The sequence below is a fragment of the Brakhagea baltica genome, assembly GCF_052161605.1.
Taxonomy (GTDB): domain Bacteria; phylum Planctomycetota; class Planctomycetia; order Pirellulales; family Pirellulaceae; genus JBKCUI01.
Genome location: NZ_CP197409.1, coordinates 3,504,786 through 3,527,857 on the forward strand (window position 1 = coordinate 3,504,786; position 23,072 = coordinate 3,527,857).

General features: G+C 54.7%; 24 protein-coding genes. 20 read left to right on the plus strand and 4 right to left on the minus strand.

Annotated elements, in window-relative coordinates; translation table 11 throughout:
- The first annotated feature begins 17 nt into the window (after positions 1-17).
- From SH449x_RS13130 to SH449x_RS13150, 5 genes are read left to right on the plus strand one after another with little or no spacing between them, the layout of a single operon-like run.
- Entirely contained in the window at positions 18-434 is a 417-nt protein-coding gene (locus SH449x_RS13130) for a hypothetical protein (protein ID WP_482381780.1), read from the plus strand.
- Positions 435-485: 51 nt separating this feature from the next.
- Positions 486-986: a hypothetical protein gene (locus SH449x_RS13135; protein ID WP_482381781.1), complete on the plus strand. Its 501-nt coding sequence runs from the start codon at positions 486-488 to the stop codon at positions 984-986.
- 20 nt (positions 987-1,006) lie between these two features.
- The gene (locus SH449x_RS13140; RefSeq protein ID WP_482381782.1) at positions 1,007-1,264 is read left to right on the plus strand and encodes a hypothetical protein; all 258 of its coding nucleotides are present in this window, start codon (positions 1,007-1,009) and stop codon (positions 1,262-1,264) included.
- Positions 1,225-4,428, plus strand: a complete 3,204-nt coding sequence (locus SH449x_RS13145; RefSeq protein WP_482381783.1) for a phage tail tape measure protein — start codon at positions 1,225-1,227, stop codon at positions 4,426-4,428. Before SH449x_RS13140 ends, SH449x_RS13145 begins: the two co-directional genes overlap by 40 nt.
- Positions 4,428-5,219 (plus strand): hypothetical protein, encoded by a 792-nt coding sequence (locus tag SH449x_RS13150; RefSeq protein WP_482381784.1) that lies wholly within the window; start codon positions 4,428-4,430, stop codon positions 5,217-5,219. The genes SH449x_RS13145 and SH449x_RS13150 overlap by 1 nt, the downstream gene beginning before the upstream one ends.
- Here the strand turns inward: SH449x_RS13150 and SH449x_RS13155 are convergent.
- Together SH449x_RS13155 and SH449x_RS13160 are read right to left on the minus strand one after the other, a co-directional pair.
- On the minus strand, positions 5,180-5,626 hold the full coding sequence (locus SH449x_RS13155; RefSeq protein WP_482381785.1) for a hypothetical protein: 447 nt from the start codon (positions 5,624-5,626) through the stop codon (positions 5,180-5,182). The two genes, SH449x_RS13150 and SH449x_RS13155, sit on opposite strands and share 40 nt — an antisense overlap.
- 587 nt (positions 5,627-6,213) lie before the next feature.
- A complete protein-coding gene (locus SH449x_RS13160; RefSeq protein WP_482381786.1) occupies positions 6,214-6,402 on the minus strand; it encodes a hypothetical protein in 189 nt (62 codons plus the stop codon).
- Between the two features lie 227 nt (positions 6,403-6,629).
- Here SH449x_RS13160 and SH449x_RS13165 point away from each other — a divergent pair, with 227 nt between their 5' ends.
- The 15 genes from SH449x_RS13165 to SH449x_RS13235 all read left to right on the plus strand — a co-directional run bounded on the left by SH449x_RS13165 (position 6,630) and on the right by SH449x_RS13235 (position 21,646).
- Positions 6,630-7,427: a hypothetical protein gene (locus SH449x_RS13165; protein ID WP_482381787.1), complete on the plus strand. Its 798-nt coding sequence runs from the start codon at positions 6,630-6,632 to the stop codon at positions 7,425-7,427.
- Positions 7,428-7,608: 181 nt separating this feature from the next.
- Positions 7,609-8,181, plus strand: coding sequence for a hypothetical protein (locus SH449x_RS13170; protein ID WP_482381788.1), 573 nt, complete (start codon positions 7,609-7,611; stop codon positions 8,179-8,181).
- Positions 8,159-9,529, plus strand: coding sequence for a glycosyltransferase family 25 protein (locus tag SH449x_RS13175; RefSeq protein ID WP_482381789.1), 1,371 nt, complete (start codon positions 8,159-8,161; stop codon positions 9,527-9,529). Before SH449x_RS13170 ends, SH449x_RS13175 begins: the two co-directional genes overlap by 23 nt.
- A complete protein-coding gene (locus tag SH449x_RS13180; RefSeq protein ID WP_482381790.1) occupies positions 9,526-9,972 on the plus strand; it encodes a hypothetical protein in 447 nt (148 codons plus the stop codon). The genes SH449x_RS13175 and SH449x_RS13180 overlap by 4 nt, the downstream gene beginning before the upstream one ends.
- Positions 9,973-9,975: 3 nt before the next feature.
- Positions 9,976-10,731: a glycosyltransferase family 2 protein gene (locus SH449x_RS13185; protein WP_482381791.1), complete on the plus strand. Its 756-nt coding sequence runs from the start codon at positions 9,976-9,978 to the stop codon at positions 10,729-10,731.
- The gene (locus tag SH449x_RS13190) at positions 10,724-11,452 is read left to right on the plus strand and encodes a glycosyltransferase family 2 protein (RefSeq protein ID WP_482381792.1); all 729 of its coding nucleotides are present in this window, start codon (positions 10,724-10,726) and stop codon (positions 11,450-11,452) included. The genes SH449x_RS13185 and SH449x_RS13190 overlap by 8 nt, the downstream gene beginning before the upstream one ends.
- A 39-nt stretch (positions 11,453-11,491) precedes the next feature.
- Positions 11,492-11,905, plus strand: coding sequence for a hypothetical protein (locus SH449x_RS13195; RefSeq protein WP_482381793.1), 414 nt, complete (start codon positions 11,492-11,494; stop codon positions 11,903-11,905).
- Positions 11,899-12,705: a radical SAM protein gene (locus tag SH449x_RS13200; RefSeq protein WP_482381794.1), complete on the plus strand. Its 807-nt coding sequence runs from the start codon at positions 11,899-11,901 to the stop codon at positions 12,703-12,705. Before SH449x_RS13195 ends, SH449x_RS13200 begins: the two co-directional genes overlap by 7 nt.
- Before the next feature lie 143 nt (positions 12,706-12,848).
- The gene (locus tag SH449x_RS13205; protein ID WP_482381795.1) at positions 12,849-13,286 is read left to right on the plus strand and encodes a hypothetical protein; all 438 of its coding nucleotides are present in this window, start codon (positions 12,849-12,851) and stop codon (positions 13,284-13,286) included.
- 128 nt (positions 13,287-13,414) lie between these two features.
- Positions 13,415-14,809, plus strand: a complete 1,395-nt coding sequence (locus tag SH449x_RS13210; protein ID WP_482381796.1) for an efflux RND transporter periplasmic adaptor subunit — start codon at positions 13,415-13,417, stop codon at positions 14,807-14,809.
- An 11-nt stretch (positions 14,810-14,820) separates the two neighbouring features.
- The gene (locus SH449x_RS13215) at positions 14,821-15,558 is read left to right on the plus strand and encodes a GNAT family N-acetyltransferase (protein ID WP_482381797.1); all 738 of its coding nucleotides are present in this window, start codon (positions 14,821-14,823) and stop codon (positions 15,556-15,558) included.
- A gap of 3 nt (positions 15,559-15,561) precedes the next feature.
- A complete protein-coding gene (locus SH449x_RS13220) occupies positions 15,562-19,005 on the plus strand; it encodes an efflux RND transporter permease subunit (RefSeq protein WP_482381798.1) in 3,444 nt (1,147 codons plus the stop codon).
- Between the two features lie 11 nt (positions 19,006-19,016).
- Positions 19,017-19,541: a hypothetical protein gene (locus SH449x_RS13225; protein ID WP_482381799.1), complete on the plus strand. Its 525-nt coding sequence runs from the start codon at positions 19,017-19,019 to the stop codon at positions 19,539-19,541.
- A 162-nt stretch (positions 19,542-19,703) separates the two neighbouring features.
- On the plus strand, positions 19,704-21,251 hold the full coding sequence (locus SH449x_RS13230; protein ID WP_482381800.1) for a PP2C family protein-serine/threonine phosphatase: 1,548 nt from the start codon (positions 19,704-19,706) through the stop codon (positions 21,249-21,251).
- 44 nt (positions 21,252-21,295) lie between these two features.
- A complete protein-coding gene (locus SH449x_RS13235; protein ID WP_482376557.1) occupies positions 21,296-21,646 on the plus strand; it encodes a DUF3147 family protein in 351 nt (116 codons plus the stop codon).
- An 89-nt stretch (positions 21,647-21,735) separates the two neighbouring features.
- On the opposite strand, the gene SH449x_RS13240 is transcribed toward SH449x_RS13235, so the two are convergent.
- Positions 21,736-22,398 carry a class I SAM-dependent methyltransferase gene (locus tag SH449x_RS13240; protein WP_482376558.1) on the minus strand — a complete coding sequence of 221 codons (663 nt, stop codon included), beginning with the start codon at positions 22,396-22,398 and terminating at the stop codon, positions 21,736-21,738.
- A gap of 32 nt (positions 22,399-22,430) precedes the next feature.
- Entirely contained in the window at positions 22,431-23,069 is a 639-nt protein-coding gene (locus SH449x_RS13245) for a hypothetical protein (RefSeq protein ID WP_482376559.1), read from the minus strand.
- Positions 23,070-23,072: the final 3 nt, after the last annotated feature.

Sequence of the window (23,072 nt, forward strand, 5' to 3'; positions counted from 1 at the left end):
ATAAGGAATCATTCACGATGCCAGAAGTAAGACTTGGTCTCGAAGCCGTCCTCACCATCGACGGAGCCGAGATCACCAATGTCAAGGATCTGACGGTCAGCCTTGAAAAGGCCGAAGCCGATGCCAGTACTCGTGCCAACAACGGCTGGCGCGCAACGGTCGGAACGCTGAAGGATGCGTCCATCGAGTTCACAGTGCTGAACAAAGATGGTGATAGCGCGTTCGGCTTGCTTCAAGGCTTGTGGAGCAGCGGTGATCCATGTGATGTCGGCATCAGCGACGCTGGTGGAACGCTCACGCTGACTTGCGAAGTGATGACGTTCAATGTCAACCAGAACTTGGAGGAGGTCATTTCCGCTGATGTGACTCTCAAACCAACGCAATCGACTGGCGGTGGTGGCATGAATGTTGGACCGGGCTTGGCTGGTCCTTGATCGCTGTCGTTGTCGTTGGTTTAGAGGATTCATAACACTCAGGGAGGCATCATGCAGAAGTTCGTTGACCGCGCCGGTCGCATTTGGATTGTGGATATCGATAACACGACGCTGCGCCGCGTGAAGACTCTCACCGGCGTGCATCTGCTGGAAGCGATTGACGGTGATTTGATCACACGACTCTCGACCGATCCGTTGCTCTTGGGCGATGTACTGTTTGCGATCTGTAAACCACAAGCAGATCAGCAGCAGATTACCGACGAGGCCTTTGGTGAAGGTCTAGCTGGTAACTCGATCGATGATGCAACCGGTGCACTCCTCGAAGCGCTGATCAATTACTTCCCGGAGTCGCGACGCCGTCTTCTGCGGAAGGCGGCCGAGAAACAGAAGCTGATCGAGACTCGGGGGATCAGTGCAATCGAGAAGCGACTGGACGATCCGAACTTGGTCGACAAGCTCGTCGAAGATCTCGAACGCAAGCTCGCTGTGCCGACATTGAGCGACTCATCGTCCGACTCGCCGGCATCGTCGGAGTCGATCCAGGTCCCTTAACCCTTCGCCAACTTGTGCTGATGGCTGAGGCCAAACGCCAACACGATTGGAATGTCGCCAGCACGATCATGGCACTGATGGCCGAGATGAACCGCGATCGCAAGAGACGTCGCAAGCCATTTAGGCCCGATGACTTCAATCCCTACGCAGACCAGAAACCGATCGTTGCTCGCGGAACCGTTGAGCAAGCGGCCGCAATGCTCGGTGCGAGTTTTCAACCCAAAGTATCAGAGTCGCCATGTCTCAAGTCAAAGCCGGAGGAGCCTACGTCGAGCTGACCGCGAGGAGTGCGCAGTTCCTCAAGGGGCTCGAGGCTGCGCAGAAGCGGCTGAAATCATTCGGCGCTTCCACGCGAATGATCGGCACCAAGCTGATGGGACTTGGTGTCGCCGCCGCCGCTCCCGTGGCTGGGAGTGTCGCCGTATATGCAAACTTCGATGATGCCATTCGCGCCGCAGGTGCGGTGGCCGGCGCGACCGGAGCGGCTTTCGATTCCTTGCGTGAGAAAGCCAAGCTTCTCGGTGCAACCACAAGTTTTTCTGCCAGCGAAGTCGCCTCGCTGATGACCGAGCTTGGACGAGCCGGTTTCTCACCGAAGCAGATCGAAGAGATGACTGGCGCGGTGATGAATCTTGCACGCGCCACCGGTACCGATGCAACCCTCAGCTCCGGGATCATGGCCGCCACGATTCGACAGTTTTCAATGGCAGCCACCGATGCGGTCCGCGTCGCTGACGGATTGACGGCCGCTGCGAACAAGTCGTTCAACTCCGTGGAATCGTTGGGCGAAGCATTATCGTATGCAGGTCCTGTGGCGGCCGATGCCAACATGAGTCTCGAAGAGACGCTCGCCATTCTCGGCACGCTTGGCAATCTTGGGATTCAAGGTAGCGAGGCGGGAACCGCACTGCGTCGCTTGCTCACGCTCAGCGCCTCGGAATCCGAGAAGTTTCAAAAGGTCTTTGGCGTTGCTACGAAAGACGCACAAGGCAACGCTCGCAAGCTCGTCGACGTGCTTGGGGAGGTTGCTGCTGCGACAGCCAACATGGGCTCTGGCGATCGCGCGGCCGCGTTCAACGAAGTCTTTGGATTGTTGGGCATCACGAGCGCATCGGCGATCGGCAAGTCGGTCACCGATACTAGGCAATTACTCGGCGAGATTCAGAAAGCCCGTGGAATCTCCGCCAAGACCGCTGCCGACATGGACTCGGGAATCGGCGGTGCCTTCCGAATTCTCAAAAGCTCGATCGAGGGCGTGGCCATTGCGATCGGCGAGTCTCTCGATCTCTCCGTGACCAAGATGATGAATGCGATCTCACGGGCATTGTCTGGACTCACCGAATGGATCGGCAAGAACCAGGAAGTGGTCAAGAAGGTCGCCCTCATCGTTGCTGGCGTGGTTGGTGTCGGCGCAGCATTCATCGGCATCGGTAGCGCCGCGGGTGTCGCTGCATTCGCAGTCGGTGGTCTTGCTTCGATGTTCTCGCTGGTGGGAACCGCGATCGGTGTTCTGGTGACCATGATCGGCGCTCTGTTCACGCCTCTTGGGCTGGTGGTCGCTGCCGTCGCAGCACTGGGTGCTTACTTCATCTATTCCACTGGAATTGCCGGCCAGGCGATCGAGTACTTGAAAGGTGTCTTCGAAACACTGAAGGCCGACACGATCAAGGCATTCGGTGCGATCGCCAGTGCGCTGGCGGCCGGCGATATCACCGCAGCCGCAAATGTGCTGTGGACCTACCTCAAACTGCAGTGGATCAAAGGCACAACCTATCTCAAAGGCGTCTGGGCCGACTTTACTAATTATCTCTCGGATGTTTGGGGTGACACGGCTTATGCGATCGGCGATGTACTGATCAGTGCGTTATCAGGCCTCGCCAGCGTATGGAATGCAACGCTGGGTTTCATGGCCGATGGCTGGACGATCCTTACCACCTCAGTGCAGAAGGGGTGGAACTCCACGATCGGCTTCCTCAAGAAGGGATTCATTCGGCTGCGCGAGTTGGTCGACATTGCCGGCGATGTTTCGGTGCAAATCGGTGGCGTGCTCATCAATGCTCTGGCAGGCGTGGAAACCGCCTGGGTCGAAACCATCGACTATCTCGCTGACACCTGGTCTGTGTTTGTCGCCCAAGTCAAGTCGATGTGGAACTCGACAGTAGGCTTTCTGCGCAAGGCTTGGATCAAACTGAAGTCACTGTTCGATGACGATGTGAATGTCGAAGTCGAAATGGCCAAGATCGACAAGGAGATCCGTACAGCGGACGAAGCTGAAGAAGCCAAGAAGCAGCAAGCCATCGGCGATCGTATGAAGCGGCGCGACGCTCGTAAACAGCAGATCGAAGCTAATCGCGTTCAGATGCAAGAAGGCATCAAGCAGCAACTCGAGGAACGTCGCAAGGCCCGGGCTGGTCGCGACATTGATGCCGAGATGGCGGTCATCGATCAAGAGACCGAAGCCAAGAACCAGGTGGTCGATGCTTCGCGCGATGATCAGTTCAAACAGAACGAAGCCGCGGGACAGTCGCGACAAAAGACGATTGACGACACCACCGCTGGCGTCCAAAAGACTCTCGATCAAATGCGTGAGGAGGCACGCGTCGCTCGTGAAGCTGGCCGTCAGTCGCCCGAGGATCGTACCAAGGAACGAGACGATCAGGTTGCCGCCGCCCAAGCTGAGTTCGACGCTGCTGTGGAAGCAGCCAATGCCGCAAAACCGCAAGAGCCCGAAGCTGCCAAAGAACCAGACGCCGGCACTCCAATTCCACCCATGCCCGCGCCACCGGTGCCTGGTGATCTGAAAGTGCCGAAGGTTGAGATCGATGGCATCAAAGATCCCAAGCTTAAGCCGCCCAAGAAGAAGGACCTTAAGCTTGGGCTCGATCGCTCGGCCAAGGATTCGCTGGATCAATTCTCCAGCGGTCCCGAAACAGCGACCGAGAAGACCGAAGCGGCCGGTAACTTCGATAGCCGTGGTCTGGGACTTGGTAGCGGCGCATCGCTGATTCCAACTTTACAGGTCGCTGACAAACCTGACGTGGCTGAAGATGTTGACGCGGGCGATCTTGACGTTGATCCGCAGGCAGACGCTCAGCCCGAGAACATGGAGGTGCCTGATGTCCTGGTTCCGACAAAGGAGACGCCAACAACGCAGTCTCAAGACATGTCGGACGAAGAACTCGACGAGTTGGCCGATGCGCTGTTTCCTGAGGAGACTGAGCCTTCGCTCAACCTCGAATCGCTCATTGCATCCTTTGCTGCGGTGCGAGTTCGACTCGAGGAGTTCGACGCGGCTCTATCGCAAAGCGTCGCGCGACTGCAGATGCCACAGGTCACTGGCGAAGGCCTGTCGGATGATGTCAAGCGAGCCATCATTCAAACCGCTGAGAACACCGCTCAGCTAGCCGAACGCGCCCACACGGGAGGCTTCGTGTTCAGCTAATGGGATTCTCACACGGTGGATACAATTTTGAATTGGCAGCGCTGTCCAAGAAGGCAACGCGTGGCAAGGCGACGTCGGATACGTTCGTCTATGTGGCGACCAATGGTGGCTCAGTCGATCCGGCAGTCGCTGCGAGTGCGGCGCTGGCCCACTATCGAGCCACCCAGCGAGACCTGATCCCCTATCTACAGATTGATGGCGAGTACATCAACGACAAGCACGCGCTCGTCACGGCGTCAATCAATCGAACCAAGCTTGATCCTGTCTCGTTCAATACGACCGGCGCGTCAACGCATCTCAATCAATCGCTCTTCACTCGTGGAATCTATGCTGCCCCTGGCAAGATCGCTCCCAACTATCGCGGTGCAATTGGCGTGAGCGACTCGGGCGTTGCCGGCGTCGATGTGACCGTTCCCGCTTTCGAGTTCTCTGTCCGCAAGAAGTTTGAATTCGTCTCGACAGCTTATCTGCTCGCCATGGTCGCGATGACTGGCCGCGTCAATTCAAGTCCCTGGTCGATCTTCGCTCCTGGCGAAGCCTTGTTCCTGGGTGGCGAAGGCGGCGAAGATGAACAGAACTGGGTCGATGTGACTTATCACTTCGCGGCGCGTCCCAACGAGATCAACCTCACGGTTGGCAACATCTCTGGCGTCGCGAAGCGAGGCTGGGATTACCTCTGGGTCAAGCACGGCGAAGAGGTGGTTGGTGATCGCGTCTTGCAAGTTCCCGAAGCGGCCTACGTCGAGCAGGTTTACCCCGAAGCGAACTTTAACGCATTGGGGATCGAGTAATGGCGAGGCGCGTTCGACCAGGCGAAAAGCTGAATATCACGGCAGCGGAATACAACCGTCTGCTGGCGGCCGCCGATACAGTTGCCCGTGACCGACTTGCCGGTGGCGCAGGAAACCGCACCCACGTTCGCGACGCTGCCACCGCTCGCGTTCACTATCAAAGTGCGACCACTGTGCCCATCGGTGGAATCGTCGGTTTTAACGCCCCACTGGGCGACCCAGACGTCGACAATACAGCACTCGCTCGTTTCGTACGTGATGCGACGATCCAGTCGGTTCGTCCCATCGTCGACGAGCATATGGGACGATTCGGTGTAGCTATCGAGCCGATCGCCGAGGACAAAGTCGGTCGCGTGGTATTCTCGGGCGTCGTCGCCGCCCGTGTGAATGTTCAAGAGACCTGGCATCAATATGCTGATGTAGCCGACTCGGGAGGTACGACACTCCAGTCAAAACCCAACGGCTCCGCCCAGATCCTATGGCGACGTGATGCGAATCAGACCGGCGTCCAGTGGGCTGTCGTTCGGGTCGGAAAGCCAGCCGATCCTGCGTTCCTTGTGAAGGTTCCCAGCGGTGGTATCCCTGGTCGATCCGGTTTAGCGACGGGTTCTGCCAACTGCGATCTCTTTCAGCTCGATGATTCTGGCACCATTGAGCCGGTCTTGAAACCGAATGGACAAGGCGTTCGCATCATCGCACGCAATGCGAGTGCCCAGCGTATTCGAGGTCCGGTTTCCAACTACGAAGGTGATCAGTATCTCAGCGTCACCTACGATGGCAATCGTTCCTGGATCATCGACCCGCCCAAGCAGACCTTGCTTTGCAAGCCCGTCTCGAGGCTCAAGGCCAAGAGCTGGGGCATGGCTCGTGAACTGCGATATGCCAACGGAGTCTGGTCACCAATCGGCGTGAAGGTCGCGGTCTACAACGTCTGTGACTATGCGCTTCTGACAAGCCAACAGATCGTCTGCCATTTCCACGAGGACACCAGCGCTTACCTAACCATCGGATGCCGCTGCTGCGAGGGAAGTAGTAGTTCAAGTTCCAGCAGTAGCTCGTCTAGCTCTTCGAGTTCATCCTCATCGTCATCGTCGAGCAGCTCCAGCAGCAGCTCCGGCAGTAGTTCATCGAGCCCATCCTCGTCGAGCAGTTCAAGCGTCTCATCAAGTTCATCCAGTTCCATCAGCTCATCGAGTAGCCAATCCTCAATGAGCTCATCGTCGAGCGAGCATTCAAGTTCGTCGCAATCCTACTCGGCACCGTCGGTCTCAAGTTCTGGATCGAGTTCGTCTAGTCTTTCGAGTTCATCCGGCTCGAGTTCGTCGCATTCAAGCTCAAGTCAATCGTCGAGCTCTGGATCATCGGCATCAAGCGGTTCTTCTAGCGACTCAAGCCAATCGATTTCACTGAGTGAGCCCTCTTACTCAAGCAGTCACTCTTCGAGCGGATCAAGCTCTGATTCGAGTCATTCGAGCCAGTCCAGCGGCTCCAGTGGTTCGAGCTCGAGTGAATCCGAGTCGAGTCAGTCCGAATCAAGTGAATCAGAATCCAGCCAGTCTGAATCGAGCGACTCAGATTCATCACGAACAAGCGAATCGTATTCGAGCGACGCCAGTTACAGCCAATCGTACAGCGCAAGCTACTCAGGATCATCCAGTGGTAGCGATTCCAGCAAGAGCGAATCGAGCGGAAGCGACAGCAGTCATTCCGATAGTTTGGAAAGTGAATCGGTTAGCTCGGAAAGCGAGAGCCAGTCGGAAAGTCAATCGGATTCCAACGAAACAAGCAGCGAAAGCAGATCGGTACCAAGTTACTCGCGGCCTAGCTACTCGGAGCCCAGTTACTCCAGTGGCAGCGGGTCTGCCTCGGCGAGTCAATCCAGCCAAAGCGAGAGTGAATCGCAAAGCCAGTCGGAAAGCGAATCAGGTAGCGAATCGCGATCAACGAGCGAGCCATCAAGCAGCGATGGTTCAGAAAGCCGATCCAGCAGCGATCGACCAAGTTACAGCGAAAGTGAAAGCTATAGCGTCCCATGGTCGACCAGCCACTCCACCAGCGGATCTGGCAGCTATTCGCAGAGCGGCTCTGGCAGCGGATCAACGAGCGGTTCTGGCAGTGACTCATCGCCATCGACAAGCGATTCGCATGATCCATCGACAAGTGACTCACACGATCCATCTACCAGCGAGTCGGATCGTCCGAGCGTAAGTCACTCCGATAGCGAACCGCCAAGCGAACCTCCCACTTCCGATAGCAGCACGAGCGAGCCCTGCAATACGACATGGATCTGGTCTTGTGGATGGCAGCTCCTTGAAAGTGATTGTCCGGAAGTCGGCGATCCACCGAGTGGCTCTGGTGGCTACGACGGTGAAGTGGTGGAGGTGGCAGCATGATCCATTGTCCCAATCTGACCAACGACAACCGATGCCAGGTCGCGAGTCACCTAGCCGACTGCGCCGTCATGGCATCATCCAGCGGTTGCCAAGCATGCAGCGAGTGTTCGAACCCACAAGCGGTCAACCTGGTGACGATCGGCATGGCCATCGTCAACCGACGTCGCCGCAATCACAACGTCGACGAACTCAAGACGCTGTTGAAAAGTTACCTACCCAATCAAGAAGAACCCACGACGCTGCGGATCGCGGCCTATAGGCCTGGCCCGGGTAACGAACTTCGCAAGATGCTCGCCTGGTTCGCAAGACCAAGCGACACGTGCAAGTGCGAGACCCGCGCCGAGACGATGAACGATTGGGGCGTAGAAGGATGCCGTACCAATCTCGACACCATTATCGAATGGCTTTTGGAAGAAGCCCAACTCAGAGGATTACCCCATGGAAAGTTTACTAGAACCATCGCCAAGTCACTCGTGCTCACTGCCATCCGCCGGTTTGAACGTAAGTTCCCAGACGGTGCACCCGAGCCCAACGAAGACGATTTCGATGCCGACGAAGAAGATCGTTGAACGTTGCTTCCTCATGAATCTCGACAGACGCGACGATCGTCTGCGCGAGTGGATGCAGCAACTACCCCAGCCATGGCCATTCCCAGATGTGGAGCGATTTGCAGCAATCGATGGTCGCAAGCTTTCGACGCCCGAGCAGTGGCGCGCCGGCAATGGTGCCTGGGGCTGCTACCGTTCGCACTTGCTGATCCTGGAGAAATGTTTGCTGGAAGGGATCGACTCGTATGTGGTCTTTGAAGATGACGCAGGCTTCGTTCCCGATTTTGTGGAACATCTCGAGGCGTACGTTCGTGAGTTACCCGAAGACTGGGGACTAGCTTACCTCGGAGGTCAGCACCTCTACGCCGCTAAGCATCCGCCGAAGAAGATCAGCGACCACGTTTACCGACCTTACAACGTCAATCGCACCCATGCATTTATGGTGCGTGGTCGCGCAACGATGAAGGCACTCTATCGTCACCTCAATTGGAATGACTGGCATCTGAAGCATCACATCGATCATCACCTGGGGCGATTGACTCAGCGGCGATACGAAGCCCTGGTACAAGGAAAGAATGTCGAGAAAGAATCGATTCCGGTTTACACACCCGATCGCTGGCTTGTCGGCCAGTTACCGACGAAATCGAACATCTGCGGTCGCAAGTGGACTCAGACCAGGTTCTTCAACGATGCCAAGAATGCCGACCACAGCGACGCACCGTTTTTCGCCGTCCTCGGGCCCCATCGCAGTGGCACCAGCTGCGTGGCAATGGTCATGCATCATTTGGGCGTTCACATGGGCAACGAACTCGGAGGCTACGAGGCAACTGGGGGAGGCGAAGCGATCGGGCTTGCGAACCTCTGTGAAAAGGCGATGCGATTCCCAGCGATCGATCCCAAGATCCCAGACGGTCAGCTCGCCAAGCAACTCAAGGCCTGGATCGTAACTCGCAAAGCAGAAGCCATTCGCGACCGAACCGTGGCAGGCGGCAAGTATCCGCATCTCTGCCGATTCGCAAGCCACCTCTACGAAGCTCTCGGTAACTCGCTGCGCATTATCGCTGTTGATCGCCCAATCGAAGCGTCGATTCGCTCGCTTCAAGATCGCAGCAAGCGACACCCAGGCCAATGGTTCGCGGCGGGCGATGACGCATGCGACAAACTCCAGCGTTCGCTGCTCGAGCATCGCGAGGCATTCATTCAAACACATCCTGATGTCCCCGTGCATCGGATCAACTTCGCCAAGCTGACAGAAGATCCCGAAACCGCAATCAACGAACTGATTGCATTCCTCGGCATCGAGCCGACCACGGAGGAGATCGATTCAGCGATTGCCCATGTGAACCCGCAGTTGAGGAAGTTTGGATGACACCAGTAGAAGACGTCCTCGCCAAGTTTCGACATCGCTACATCATCATCGGCTCTGGCGCACTGCGGTTGCATGGGGTCGATTGGGAAGAAGGCGATCTCGACATCTGGCTCGATCCCAATCTCTCCGATGACGAGTGGCAAGCCGCGGTCGATGCGGCGGCTGGATCGCTTCGAAAGCCGTGGAAGCGAGGCGACCCTGACGGAGCCGGAGGCTTACGCGCATCAACTCGTATCGCCTGTTCGCCACCGCTGGACGTGATGCGTGAAGTCATGGGCTGTACCGCTGACGATTTCGAGAAGGCCTTCGACAACTCGCTGATCTCGTTTTATGGAAACGTCGCTCCACTGAACTCGATCTTGCATATCAAACGCAGCGCGAAGCGTCTCAAGGACTATCGCCATGCCATCAAACTTGCTCGCAAACTCCTTAACGCGTGGTGAAACATGGAAGCAACAGTACCCATTCAGGACATTACCTTTTGCATTAAGACCATTCATCGGCCTTGGGCCTGCCATCGACTCGTCCAGTCGCTTCGAAAGGAGTTCGGCGAGCCGAAGATTGTGGTCGTCGATGATGGACTGCCCGAACATTGGTTCTCGCGCAAGTACCCCGAGTCCGCCAAGCACTGCAAAGTGATCGATCTCGAGCAGCATGATGTCGGCGTCGGAATCGGGCGCAACACGGCAATCGATGCGGCAGATACTGAGTTCATTTTCTTACTCGATGATGACCAGATCGTAACGCCCGATCTACACCTCGATCGAGTCTACCAGCGGTTCATTGAGTACGAGCTCGACATTCTGGCTGTCCGTCAGGGCGCTGGTGGCCGGCCCATGCTCTTCAGTCCGCTGATGAATGGCAGCCGGATCTGGATGCATCGAGGCGAACACAAACGTATCGGTGAGACCAGTTGGTGCGACATGGTCAGCAACGCTTTCCTGGCGCGACGCGACACGATCGGCCGCGTTCGCTGGGATGACGAGATCAAAACGTACGAGCACTGGGAGTTCTTCTACCGAGCGTCCCATATTGAACATCTGCAAATCGCCGTGGCTCTCGACTGCTCCGTAGTCCACGACCACGTGGCAGCCAAGCCTTACGGAGCTCTGCGAGCCCGACCCAAGTTCCGCCGATTGGGGCTTCGTAAACACGGCTTTGATTCACTGCGTTATCCAGGAGGAGGTATCGTCCATGCGTGATCGTGTCACATTCTGCATCAAGACCATCCATCGTCCTCAATGCTGCGCCACATTAGTCCGTAGCATTTACGAGCACTGTGGCGATGAGCGTCCGCTGATCTACGTCCTCGATGACGGAAAGCCAGAGCTGCGTTTCTCTCAAGTCTGTCCTGATGAAGCAGCGATAGTCGATAGACTCATTGAGACCGAATATGACATCGGATTGTCGGCTGGTCGCAATCGTCTCGTTGAAGCCGCGCAAACTCGGATGGTGATCTTCTCCGATGACGATCACGTCGTTGGTCCGCAGACGCGACTGAATGATCTCGTGCGCAAGTTTGAATCGAGTCGCCTCGACTTACTAGCAACGCTCAGCAAACAACCGCATCGCGCCCATCCCGACGGCGCGCCGCGTCTGCTGAAGTCAGCCGGTGGCATTCTTCACATTCCACGCGGTGAATATCGACGCATCGGCGACATCGCCGAGTGCGCATTCGTTTGTAATTGCTTTGTAGCCTATCGCGACATTCTGCAGGCGATTCGCTGGGATGAAGACCTGAAGGTCGACGAGCACTGGGACTTCTTCTGGCGAGCCAAGGTAGCCGGCGTGAAGGTCGGTGTGGCGATGGACCATGTATTCCCGCACATCCACGTCGATCCGCCCGCCTACAAGCGACATCGCCCCGTCTTCCTGAAACAAGCCTTGCGTAAGCACAACCTGCGCAAAGTTCTTTGGCGTTGATTCCTGTTTCTTCTGTTTCCAACTCTCAAAGGAGTAAAGATGACCACAATTAGTCACGGACCATTTGGCCCCAACGGAGAGCGACCACCAGGTTGGCCTCCACCGCCGTTTGATCCACCGGGCGAACCGCTGCCCTACGTTCCACCGCCAGATCCGCCTGGCCCAACCTCCGAGCCACGCCCTGATTGGTGGCCGGAGGACTGGCCTTGGCCGCCAGTGCCCGAACCTCCGATCGAAGTGTTGGTGCCGCCACCGCTGCCCAACATCATCTGGCCGCGGCTACCTCCACATCATCCGTACCATCTGCCACCTGGCTACCACTGGCCCGACAACTTGCCACCAGGGCATCCAGGCCACGATGTGAAACCACCGAAGCCACCAGGCGGAAGTGGTGATGCTGGCAGTGAAGGCTCGGGCGATGAAGCTGGTTCTGGTGATTCGGAAGGATGTTGATGATCGAGCTACCCAACCTCGAGTTCCATGCAGCACATGCGTGCAATCTCTATTGTGCGCAGTGCTCGCATTATTCGAACTTCCACGCCGGCGGAATCGTCAGTCTCGATGAAGCACGCTCGAACTTCGACGCGTGGAGGGGAAGACTTGCGCCCAAGCGATTCGCCATCCTTGGCGGCGAACCAACTCTCAACCCAGAGTTGATTCCCATCATCGAGCTTGCACGAAAATCGTTCCCAAACGCCGAAGGACTTTTCGTAACAAACGGATTCTTCCTGGATCGTCATCCCGACCTGCCCCGCGTTCTGATTGACAACCGCTTTCGCATGGATGTTTCGCAGCATGGACGTGCGCCGCAGTACATGAGGCGATTTCGCGTCGTCTGCCAGCAGATCCGCGAGTGGCGCGCCAGCTATCCTGATCTGCAAATCAACATCCGCAAATCCCATCGTGGCTGGCGTCAGCAGTACCGCATGGTGGATGGCAAGCCGGTGCCGTTCGGCAGCGACCCGAGAGCCGCCTGGAAAATCTGCCTCCAGCGCACCTGCACCCAGCTCTATAAATCCTGCTTATGGAAATGTCCCGCACTCGCGTACCACGCCATCATGTCTCGCAAGCTAAGGCTCGACGAAGAGCCCGCCTGGCAACTCTTCAGTGACTACCGAGCCTGCCCGCCAACAGCAACGGACCTCCAGGTCCGTGACTTCCTCGCGACCATGGAAATTCCACAGTGCTCGCTTTGTCCAGCCAAAAAGGCGACGTTCCAGCATGGAGATCCAACAACGATCCCTGCTCCTTAACTCCCTGCCCGTCGCGGGACGTCATAATTGAGACCAATTTGCGAACTCTTCCGGCTGGTGTTGCAGAATCGTGGGGATAATCGCGTGATTTGATGGACAAATTGCCGTTTACGGTCTAGGGTTAACAGGATAGGATGTGATGAATGAACCGATTTGTAGCGATTTTGCTGATTCCATTTTTTCTTGTGGGCCATGCTCTTGCCCACTCGCATGGGACCGCTGCGCATCCATCGGCGAACCACGGTAGGGCTCACATTCACGTCGCAAGTGCTCCTCATCACGGGCACCACAGTCATGAATCCGATGATCATCACCAGGGAAGTGACCACGAGAGCGATGAGCAGAAGTCGGCGCCAGTTACGCCTGTAGAGCACGATTCAGACGCCATTTACGTTGCATCAGCCGATGATGCTTACACCTCGACTGATCGTGTCTCCATCGAGTTAGGGTCGTCTGTTTACGTTGATGCACCGCTTTGCATTCTCAATGAATCTCGTCCACCGGCGGTCCACCCTTGCTTACTCACCGCGAGTACTTCTGGGCTACCGCTCTATCTGCTTCATGCTGCGCTAAGGCTTTGATGGGACCCGCCTGAGAGCTCTTTGCTTTCAGCCGATGCGTTTCTTTCCCCAAGCCGTTACCTGCTGCCTAGATCCATCAAGTTTTAACTTGACCAAGTGCAGCTTCATTTCATGAAGATCCGCAAATCATGTGTTCCCATTGTGTATTCGCACGCCTGTGCGTTTTCGCAGCCTTCTTGTTGCTGCCGCTGGTAGGTTGCGCTCCTCGCGAATCTACCACCAGTCCTAAGGCTCAATCTGAACAGACGAGCCCGGAAAAGCCGGAGCTTCAAATCCTTGAGCTTGGGGAGAAGGCCAGAAAAAATCTCAATCTCGTTGTTAAAGCTGTACGGCCCACTGATTATTGGCGAACGATTTCAATCCCAGGTGTCGTCGCCGATCGTCCGGGCATTTCCGATCGAGGCGTGACTTCGCCGGCTGTGGGTGTCGTATCGGAGATCCATGTATTTCCAGGAGATACCGTTCGCCCAGGCCAACGATTGGTCACCGTGCGACTGTTTAGCGAATACCTGCAAGCAACCCAAACACAGCTCTTTAAGGCTTCACACGAGTCGATCTTGGTTCAGAATCAAATCGATCGTCTAGGAGATGCAGCCGCCTCTGGTGCCGTCTCCGGTTCGCGATTGGTCGAACTCAGAAATGAACAGCAACGACAGCAAGCAATGATCCAAGCTGCGAAACAAGAGCTACTCAATCGCGGTTTGACAGTAACGCAAATCGATTCGATTTCTGCCGGCACCTTTGTATCAACCATCGACGTTGTCGCACCTCCTCCGCGAGCCGAGTTGGCTATGCTTCAAGGCTTGGTGAAGGACCCGATCCAGACAGTCAGCTACTCGGACGGAGCTGACGTCACTTACGAAGTTCAGTCGCTGGCCGCTGAGCTTGGACAAACGGTTCAAGCTGGCGAACTGATTGTAAATCTGGCCAATCACCAAGCACTGTACATCATTGGCCACGCTTTCAAACGGGAAGCTGGACTGATCGAACAGGCTACCCAGAGCAGCACACCCGTACAAATCCAGTTTGCGGAAGATTCAGCCGAATTATGGCCTTCGCTTGATCAGCAGTTTCAGATACGGCATTTATCCAACACGATTGATCTTGAAACTCGCACGTTTGACTTTTTCGTGCCAATCCAAAATCAGTCACGCACTTATGAGAAGAACGGTAGCACGTTTCTGGTTTGGCGATTTCGCCCAGGACAACGCACTCGAATCGAAGTGCCGGTAGAGAGATTTGAGAAAGTCTATGTCCTGCCCTCCGAAGCTCTCGTACGTGAAGGCCCTGAAGCATATGTCTATCAGCAAAACGGCGACCTCTTTAATCAACTCTCTGTGTATGTCGTCTATGAAGATCGATTGAACGTCGTTCTTGCTAACGACGGCAGCATCTCTCCGGGATTCTTCTTGGCTCAAAACTCGGCCGCATCGCTGCGACGAGTACTCAAAGCTCAATCGGCAAGCGGACAGCAACCAGGTCTTCACGTTCATGCGGACGGAACCGTCCACGCAGCTCATTAAGGAGAATGACTATGATCGAGCAATTGCAAATAATTGCATATAAGCTGTCTCGCAGATTCTTCACCGTAAATGTCTCTCGTTTTATGACGGTGAACATTGGGCGCATTATCCAACACCAGACAACGCACGAGCTTTCAATCTTCGATTCCACTGAGGCACTTACTGAGCGGTTTCCAAGTATTCTCGATACTCACCCCGAATGGTGTTCTCGTCTAAAACTGGGCAATGTCAAACTTTGCTGCGCAATCGAAAACGGCAAAATCGTTGGACGACTCTGGTCGATCGCGAACCGCGTTCCACCAGAACTTAATCATGATGGCCCCGATGCGACAAGGTTACCACTCGAATTGCCTGATGACATGGTGTTCATCTTTGATGTTTGTGTTGATCCTGACCATCGCGGGAAACGCATCTATCCTGCGATGTTTTATCATGCAAGTAATCATCTTTTTGAAACAGATGCGATTCGCCAATTCCTAATCACTGTGGACTTCGCTAATCGTCCGGCTAAACGGGCGGCGGATCGCAAGGGGTTTAAGGAAGTCGGACGTTCGTCCTTGATACGCTTGGGGCAATTCTCGCTTGCTCGCTATCCAGACGCAAAACTGTCGCCTGTCAAGATTGGCAGGTATTTCGGTGACCTCAATTTGAACCGCCCACAGTTAGTCTGTGAGTCTAGCGATTCTTCCCCGGTGAGTCAGTTCGATTCACAAGAACACACTTCTTCTGAACGACTTAACGGTGCGTAGCAAATGTTAGATCACATAATCAGATTGTCGCTCCGTTATCGTGCGTTGGTGATTATCACCAGCCTGGTGGTGCTCGTGTACGGTTCGTACCTCACAACCACGTTATCGATCGATGTGTTTCCAGATTTAGACCGACCACGCGTGATCATCATCACCGAAGCGCCGGGGCTGGCCACTGAAGAAGTTGAAACGCTCGTTACTCAGCCTATTGAGATTGCGCTGATGGGGGCCAGTGGAGTCCAGGCCGTGCGTAGCCAAACCACTGCGGGTCTCAATGTTGTCTACATCGAGTTCGACTGGTCCACCGATATTCGCGCCGCTCGCCAGACGGTCAGCGAACGGTTAACGACGCTCGAGGGCATTTTGCCGGATGGCGTCTTGCCTCAAATGACTCCACCTTCTTCGATCATGGGACAGATCGTGGTTGCCGGCATCTACAGGCAAACCGGGCCCAATGGCGGACGCTTAGCATCACTGGGACAGACGAAGCTCATGGCAGAGATTCTCTCGAGTGATGACAAGCCATCGCTGAAGCTTTGGCGTGCTACTGAACGTCGCAAAACTGAAATGTGGGAGGCAGTGCCGTTTGAAATAGTAGAACCCTTGCAGCTTTACGGTGAAAATTCGGCCGAGCGATATAAGGCTACTGTCAAACTGGATTCTGGCGTGCACGAGATTCAATTTGAGTCGGAGGCTAAGCAGCTTATGGAGTTGCGAACTATCGCAGATTGGGTAATCAGGCCGCGTCTTCTGAAGGTTAACGGAGTCGCGGAAGTCTTCATGCAAGGAGGAGATCGCAAGCAGTACCAAGTCCTCCTCGATCCAACAGCGCTTCTCGAATATGACGTGACCGTACAGGACGTCGAGCGAGCGCTCAGTGAAAGCAATATCAACACCAGCGGTGGTTTTGCCATCAAAGGCGAATCGGAACGTCCTATTCGAGTTCTCGGAAGGCTCGGCACCGGCGGTCGTAGCGTGATTGATGAGCTGCTCAAGGTACCCGTTGCCAAGTCATCCAAGCGAAGCATTCTTCTTGAACAAGTGGCATCGGTCGTAGAAGGTCCGGAGTTGAAGCGAGGGGACGGCAGCGTCAACGGCCAAAGCGGCATTGTCTTTACCGTGGTGAAGCAGCCTCATATTGATACTCGCAAGTTGACCGATAACGCGGCGGCTGCTTTTGCCGAAGTAGAGGCTTCGTTACCGGCCGATATCATCATCAACTCAGAACTCTTTCGACTAAAGAACTTCATCGATCGCGGTGTATTTAACGTTGCCGAAGCACTGGCCATCGGTGCAGTACTCGTGGTCATCGTGCTGTTCTTGTTCTTGCTTAATTTTCGGACAACATTCATTACGCTCACCGCGATTCCCATGTCGCTGGTGATGACCACGCTTGTCTTTCGCTTCATTGGTTGGATCAGCGGTAGCGAACTCTCAATCAACGTGATGACACTTGGCGGAATCGCCGTCGCGATGGGCGAACTCGTCGATGACGCGATTGTGGATGTCGAGAACATTTTCCGCAGGTTGAAAGAAAACAACCGACTCGCTCAACCTCTACCCGCCATCGATGTCGTTTATCACGCGAGCAAAGAGATTCGCAGCTCGATTCTCTTTGGCACGATCGTGGTGATCCTCGTTTTCCTACCTCTGTTCGCACTTTCGGGCGTTGAAGGCAGGTTGTTCACACCGCTGGGCTTCGCCTACATCGTCTCGATCTTGTCCTCATTCGCGGTTTCGCTAACGGTGACACCAGTACTTTCGTACTACTTGCTTCCGTCGTCGAAAGCGACTCATCTAGAGCAGGACGGCCCTGTATTGCGAGCGCTCAAGTGGATGGTAAGTCCGCTGATACGGATCAGCATGAGAATTCCAAGTTTACTTCTAATCGCCACCTGGGTCATCGTCGCCGTGGCTGGGTGGCAACTCGCACAGCTTGGACGGAATTTCCTCCCTGCTTTCGACGAAGGGAGTGTTCAAGTGAACGTAACACTTCCCCCGGGCTCATCGCTGCAAGCATCGAACCAGGTGTCAACGAGTATCGATGGCGTTTTCAAGTCGATGCAAAAAAGCAAAGCGAATCCAGATGGAGCGATCTTGAACTTCGTGCGCCGGACAGGACGCGCTCAGATGGATGAGCACGCTTCGCCGGTGAACTTCGGCGAGTACATCCTCAGCATGAACCCGGAGGCCGACCACAACCGCGATGTGATGATCGCTCAATTGCGCGAACGAATTAGCAAAGAGGTGCCAGGGGTCGATATCGAAGTAGAACAGCCTCTGGCTCACTTGATCAGTCATATGGTGTCAGGCGTCTATGCACAAATCGCGATCAAGATCCACGGTGATGATCTCGATACGCTTTTGACGTTAGCGGATCAGGTTAAGTCTTCGATTGCTGAGATTCCTGGATTGACTCCACCGATTGTCGAGCCCGTGCAAATGACGCCCGAGCTGCATATCCAGCTTCGAGGCGATGAGCTCGCCATGCATGGACTCACGCGGCAATATGTGGCCACAGTCCTTCAGACGGCGCTGCAAGGTCAAGTCGTCTCTGAGGTGCTTGAGGGACAACGACGCTTTGACCTCCTAGTACGACTCGAAGAAGCCTATCGTGCTGACTATGCGAACTTAGGCCTGCTTCGCATTGATCTCCCGCATCAAGACGGACAACCAGAACGTGGCCAAATTGAACTTCGAGATGTCGCGACAATCTACGAAGGTGTGGGACCCAACTCGGTCAATCGCGAGAACGCGCGCCGGCGGATCGTCATCCGCTGCAACACCGAGGGCCGCGACTTAGCCAGTGCCGTCGCCGAGATCCAGCAACGTGTCAATGCGGATGTGGCGATGCCAGTTGGCTACTATGTCGAGTATGGTGGGCAGTTTGAGAGTCAGCAAAACGCGACGCAGCTAATCATCATCTTGGCAGGCCTTTCGGTGGTTGGCATGTTTGGTGTGCTGATGATTCTATTCCCCTCAGTGCGGATCGTCCTGCAGATTCTGAATGCTCTGCCGACAGCGTTCATAGGAGGTGTATTTGCGTTAGTGATCACCGAGCAAACGCTAACCGTCGCGAGCCTCGTCGGCTTCATATCACTCGGTGGCATTGCCGTACGCAATGGGATTCTACTTGTGACACATTACTTTCACTTGATGAAGGAAGAAGGTGAAGAGTTCTCGCAGTCGATGATTGTGCGAGGCAGCTTAGAACGCTTGGCACCTGTTCTGATGACAGCCCTGACTGCCGGGATCGGATTGATTCCGCTGGTGATCGGCGGTCAAGAGCCTGGCCGCGAAATTCTGTATCCCGTCGCCACGGTGATCCTTGGCGGTTTGTTGACTTCAACGTTTTGTGAATTCCTGATTCACCCTGGTTTGTTTTGGAAATTCAGCGGTCAGGACGCCAAGCGATTGGTGGACGCTGATAAGTCACCTTCAATTTGAGGAAGTTTTTGATGAAGCGTTTTGGTATCTCATTTGTATTGGTAGCGATCTTCGGTTTTGTTGGGTGCAGCAACCCAACCGAACAAACCGCAACGACCTCAACCGAGGCCGCAGACGATCATGGTCACGACCATGGTGCCGAAGGCCACGATCATGGTTCAGAGGGGCATGGGCACGGCGTCGGCCCACACGAAGGTACTGTCGCCGACTGGGGAGGAGGTAAGTATCACGTTGAGTTCACGGTGGACCACGATAAACAACAAGCGACGGTTTATGTTTTCGGCAGCGATGAAAAGACTCCTGCGCCGATCGACGCTGCATCCATTGAATTGAGTATCAGCTCGCCCGAGATGCAGGTCACACTGCAAGCATCACCGCAGGATAGCGATCCCTCAGGTAAAGCTTCGCGATTCATTGGCACGCACGAGAAACTAGGTGTTGTCCAAGAGTACGCCGGGACGATGACGGGCGTTGTCGATGGCACGCCCTATTCAGGCGACTTCAAGGAAGAAGCCCACGGCGACCATGCACACTAAGGTGAGTGATCACTGAGCTAGTCGATTGGTGGGCTACTCCCTCCAGGCGGCGAGGCGTCCGAGGAATGCCAATTTAGTCCGGTATCCTCGGAGGCCATTTTTGATGTTTCCGGCTGCCTGTATCTCGTCAAGAGACTAATGAAAAACAATGGAATCAGAAAGATGTTCAACAAGTTGAAACACCGCTGGCATCTCCTGCCCATCAACAGGCAGCTGATCGCACTCGTCGCCGCAATCTTACTCGGTTTCGTTGTAGCGTTACTGACGGTCGATCACGCAATGCGCACAGACCGTTTCCTGACCGAAAAACAGTCAGTACTTTCAAATGAGGCCAGAACACTCTATGAAGGATTGCGAGTTGTCGAACATCATGGTGACACTGCAATTCAAGCCTTCGTTGATAATGTAGGCGAAGGAATGAACGCGAGCGAATCAGCCCGACATCACGTTGAAGTGAATTGGAACCGAAAGTACTATGCTTCACGCGCGCAGAACTTTTTTGCCGATTCAGTGAACGGGATTGCTCTCCCGGCATCGGACTCAGTTGCTGGCGATTCAATTGCAGAAGCCAAAGATATCATCGGCACTTTCAAAGGGCCTTCCGGCTCGGTGCAGGTTTTAGAGCACCGCGACTCTGTTTTTATGGCTTCACAGTACTCATTGCTCTCCCAAACTCTGGGCCTGCTTACCCTGGGCGTGATCGCTGCATTTGCAACCAGTATTGTGCTCCGCCAGCTAGTCACGAAACCAATCCAACGCCTCGTTTCAACATTGCAATGCGTTGCAACGGGTGATTTGAGCGTCATCGCGCAGACAAGAAGTTGCCAAGAGTTGAGATACCTTGCACAACAGATCAACTGTATGACTCGATCGCTCGAACATGCTCAACGTGACCACCGTCTCCACATGGAGAAGGCACGCCAGATTCAACAAAACCTCCGACCGTCGCTTACAAAACTGGCAGGGGTTGATATCGCTGAGCTTTTTGAGCCTGCTGATGATGTCGGGGGAGACTATTATGACGTCATTCATCTATCTGGTAATCGGATTTTGCTGTGCGTTGCGGATGTTGCGGGGCATGGCGTTCCGGCGGCGATGGCTGCAACGCTCCTGAAAGCCTTCGTCTCGGAAGCTGCCAAGCAGTCGGTCAGTCCAGCCACGATTCTGACCAAAATTAATCAGCTTTACTGCGAATGCGTCATGATGGGGCACTTCGCCACCATGTCGCTCGTGGTGATTGACAACTCCAGTCGAAGTTTGACGTACGCGAGCGCTGGGCACGAGTATCCCATTCTGCAAATGGAGTCGAACAAAATAGTGCGATTGGAGGCTGGCGATTTACCACTCGGTGTCGACGAGGCCACAGTTTACAGTGAAGAAACAATCGAGGTCCGCGGCGATGTGAGGATTGTGATTGTTAGCGATGGCGTTTCGGAATCATTTAACCCATCTGATGAGCAGTTTGGAACGGATCGCATTGAAAAAATCATGTCAGAGCACAGGGAGTTCAGTGCTGTCGAAATGGCCCAAGAACTGAGGGCATCGCTTGAATCGTTCCGAGCTGGTTGTAAGCCGTTTGACGATACAACGTTACTCGTCGCCCAGTTCATTGATTCATATTGGGTGCATGACTATGGCGATTCGATCAGGGAAAATGAACGCACGGAACGAGAGCTCTCGCGTCGTAAAACGCAGTCCGCGATGAGTTAACCCAGATGAAAGCACTAACCCGTTCTTAACTAGGTTCTGTGACAATGCTTTACGCGGTCAAGATTTTCATTTCGGCAGCGGTGATCGTTCTGGTTTCAGAAATTGCGGGTCGGTCACCGCGTCTGGGTGGATTGGTACTTTCGCTCCCCATTGTGAGCATCCTTGCTTTTATGCTGACTTGGTATGCGCAAAGAGATATGGCAGTCATCACGGGACTAGCACGAAAAACACTCATCCTGGTCCCACTTGGCTTGCCATTCTTCGTTCCATTTGCTTTTGCAAATAAAACTGGTTTGACATTCTGGCCATCATTTATTCTTGGTGTTCTGATGGCGGGTGCAACAATCGGCGTCTATTTCCTGCTCGACGGTCGCAACGCAAAGGTGGCTCCCTGAGATGTAGTCGTTGCGAGCTTCCCCCGAAGGTAATGGATGCGAGACTATTTGGAATGCACAAAAACTGGGTTAAAGAGATCGCAGGAAAATTATTCATTCTGCCCACGGAATGGGCTCATTGTCACGATTAATCCGATGAAACCACCCCAAGGAAGCGGCAGGTGTTTCACAAACGGAATGGGCCACAATGTCGTTTGCCAGCTGATCTTTAGCACGCGATCCGTCAACGTTGAGCGAACCAGATTTGACAGTTCGTGTGGAGAGTAGAGCTTGGCCGAAGTCCATGGCGCTCGACCAGATCGAATGCGGCGAAAGCCCAACAGGCTATGCCGATTGATTACCCCCAGCAGCAACCCGAACTTAGCGACGCGTGCTGCTTCTGCAATTGCCAGCATAGGAGCGTCAATAAATTCCAGGGTGGTAATCAACGCCGCGACGTCAAAAACGCGATCTTTGAAAGGAAGCGAAGTCGCGTCGCCAGCAACGTACTCGACTCCGTTGAGGGCTTTTGCCTGTTCGAGCATGGCTGCGGAACTATCCAATCCGGTCACCTGATAACCAAGTTCCCTCATCCAGCGGGTGAAGTGTCCAGAACCACAACCGATCTCCAAGACCGATTTCGTACCATTGATGCTCTGTAGCTGCTTGCCTAGCAGAGCTTTTTCCAATTCGCTAGCGTGCCGGCCCTCACCTGCGTACCAGCCCTCGTAGCGAGCTGCCAAATCGGGATCGTCGAATGGGTTTGTACTCATGCGTTTTCGCCCGTTCCTAGCCATGCCAACTATCAGCGACGAACTCTAACGCTTGGAACCAACGCGTGCAGGTCGGCTACTCCAGTGTCAGTGACAGAAGTGCCCAGAAGCGATAGGAATCTAAGCTCACGCAGATCACCGAACTTCTGCATCGAAGCATCCGTCACTTTCGTGCGATTGAGGTAAAGCCATTCCAGCCGAGTTAGCAAAGCCAAAGTTGCAGTACCACCATCACTTACGTCTGTATCATTGAGCAAAAGAATGGTCAGGTTCTTTAAGCCAAGAAGATGCTTAAGCGACTCGTCTGCGATTCTGGTGCCGTTGAGCGACAGAGACTTCAGCGCCGGCAAGGACTTCAAGACGGCCAATCCATCACCATTGATCTTCGAGCCTTCCAGCGACAGATACTGCAACTGCGTTAAACCTGATAGCCGCTTCAACGAACTATCATCGATATCGCAGTTGCGAAGGTAAATTCGACGAACGCCAGAAGGGAAATCAAGCTGCTCGAAGTCCTGTCGGGTTCCGTCGTTGAGCGTGATCGACCGTGAGCTAACCGCGGCGTCTTCGTCCTTGCTGAAGTCCTGCTCTTGAGCGTTGGCAACCATCCAGCCATGGCTAGGACCTACCATGAGAATTAGAAGCCAAAGAAGATGGAGAGTCCTATTCATCGC

Coding starts and splice junctions, on each gene's coding strand:
- SH449x_RS13130 (WP_482381780.1), top strand. CDS start 18: ATGCCAGAAGTAAGACTTGGTCTCGAAGCCGTCCTCACCATCGACGGA.
- SH449x_RS13135 (WP_482381781.1), top strand. CDS start 486: ATGCAGAAGTTCGTTGACCGCGCCGGTCGCATTTGGATTGTGGATATC.
- SH449x_RS13140 (WP_482381782.1), top strand. CDS start 1,007: ATGGCTGAGGCCAAACGCCAACACGATTGGAATGTCGCCAGCACGATC.
- SH449x_RS13145 (WP_482381783.1), top strand. CDS start 1,225: ATGTCTCAAGTCAAAGCCGGAGGAGCCTACGTCGAGCTGACCGCGAGG.
- SH449x_RS13150 (WP_482381784.1), top strand. CDS start 4,428: ATGGGATTCTCACACGGTGGATACAATTTTGAATTGGCAGCGCTGTCC.
- SH449x_RS13155 (WP_482381785.1), bottom strand. CDS start 5,626: ATGCCAGGTCTCTTGAACATTCACACGGGCGGCGACGACGCCCGAGAA.
- SH449x_RS13160 (WP_482381786.1), bottom strand. CDS start 6,402: ATGGAACTGGATGAACTTGATGAGACGCTTGAACTGCTCGACGAGGAT.
- SH449x_RS13170 (WP_482381788.1), top strand. CDS start 7,609: ATGATCCATTGTCCCAATCTGACCAACGACAACCGATGCCAGGTCGCG.
- SH449x_RS13175 (WP_482381789.1), top strand. CDS start 8,159: ATGCCGACGAAGAAGATCGTTGAACGTTGCTTCCTCATGAATCTCGAC.
- SH449x_RS13180 (WP_482381790.1), top strand. CDS start 9,526: ATGACACCAGTAGAAGACGTCCTCGCCAAGTTTCGACATCGCTACATC.
- SH449x_RS13185 (WP_482381791.1), top strand. CDS start 9,976: ATGGAAGCAACAGTACCCATTCAGGACATTACCTTTTGCATTAAGACC.
- SH449x_RS13190 (WP_482381792.1), top strand. CDS start 10,724: ATGCGTGATCGTGTCACATTCTGCATCAAGACCATCCATCGTCCTCAA.
- SH449x_RS13195 (WP_482381793.1), top strand. CDS start 11,492: ATGACCACAATTAGTCACGGACCATTTGGCCCCAACGGAGAGCGACCA.
- SH449x_RS13200 (WP_482381794.1), top strand. CDS start 11,899: ATGTTGATGATCGAGCTACCCAACCTCGAGTTCCATGCAGCACATGCG.
- SH449x_RS13205 (WP_482381795.1), top strand. CDS start 12,849: ATGAACCGATTTGTAGCGATTTTGCTGATTCCATTTTTTCTTGTGGGC.
- SH449x_RS13210 (WP_482381796.1), top strand. CDS start 13,415: ATGTGTTCCCATTGTGTATTCGCACGCCTGTGCGTTTTCGCAGCCTTC.
- SH449x_RS13215 (WP_482381797.1), top strand. CDS start 14,821: ATGATCGAGCAATTGCAAATAATTGCATATAAGCTGTCTCGCAGATTC.
- SH449x_RS13220 (WP_482381798.1), top strand. CDS start 15,562: ATGTTAGATCACATAATCAGATTGTCGCTCCGTTATCGTGCGTTGGTG.
- SH449x_RS13225 (WP_482381799.1), top strand. CDS start 19,017: ATGAAGCGTTTTGGTATCTCATTTGTATTGGTAGCGATCTTCGGTTTT.
- SH449x_RS13230 (WP_482381800.1), top strand. CDS start 19,704: ATGTTCAACAAGTTGAAACACCGCTGGCATCTCCTGCCCATCAACAGG.
- SH449x_RS13235 (WP_482376557.1), top strand. CDS start 21,296: ATGCTTTACGCGGTCAAGATTTTCATTTCGGCAGCGGTGATCGTTCTG.
- SH449x_RS13240 (WP_482376558.1), bottom strand. CDS start 22,398: ATGAGTACAAACCCATTCGACGATCCCGATTTGGCAGCTCGCTACGAG.
- SH449x_RS13245 (WP_482376559.1), bottom strand. CDS start 23,069: ATGAATAGGACTCTCCATCTTCTTTGGCTTCTAATTCTCATGGTAGGT.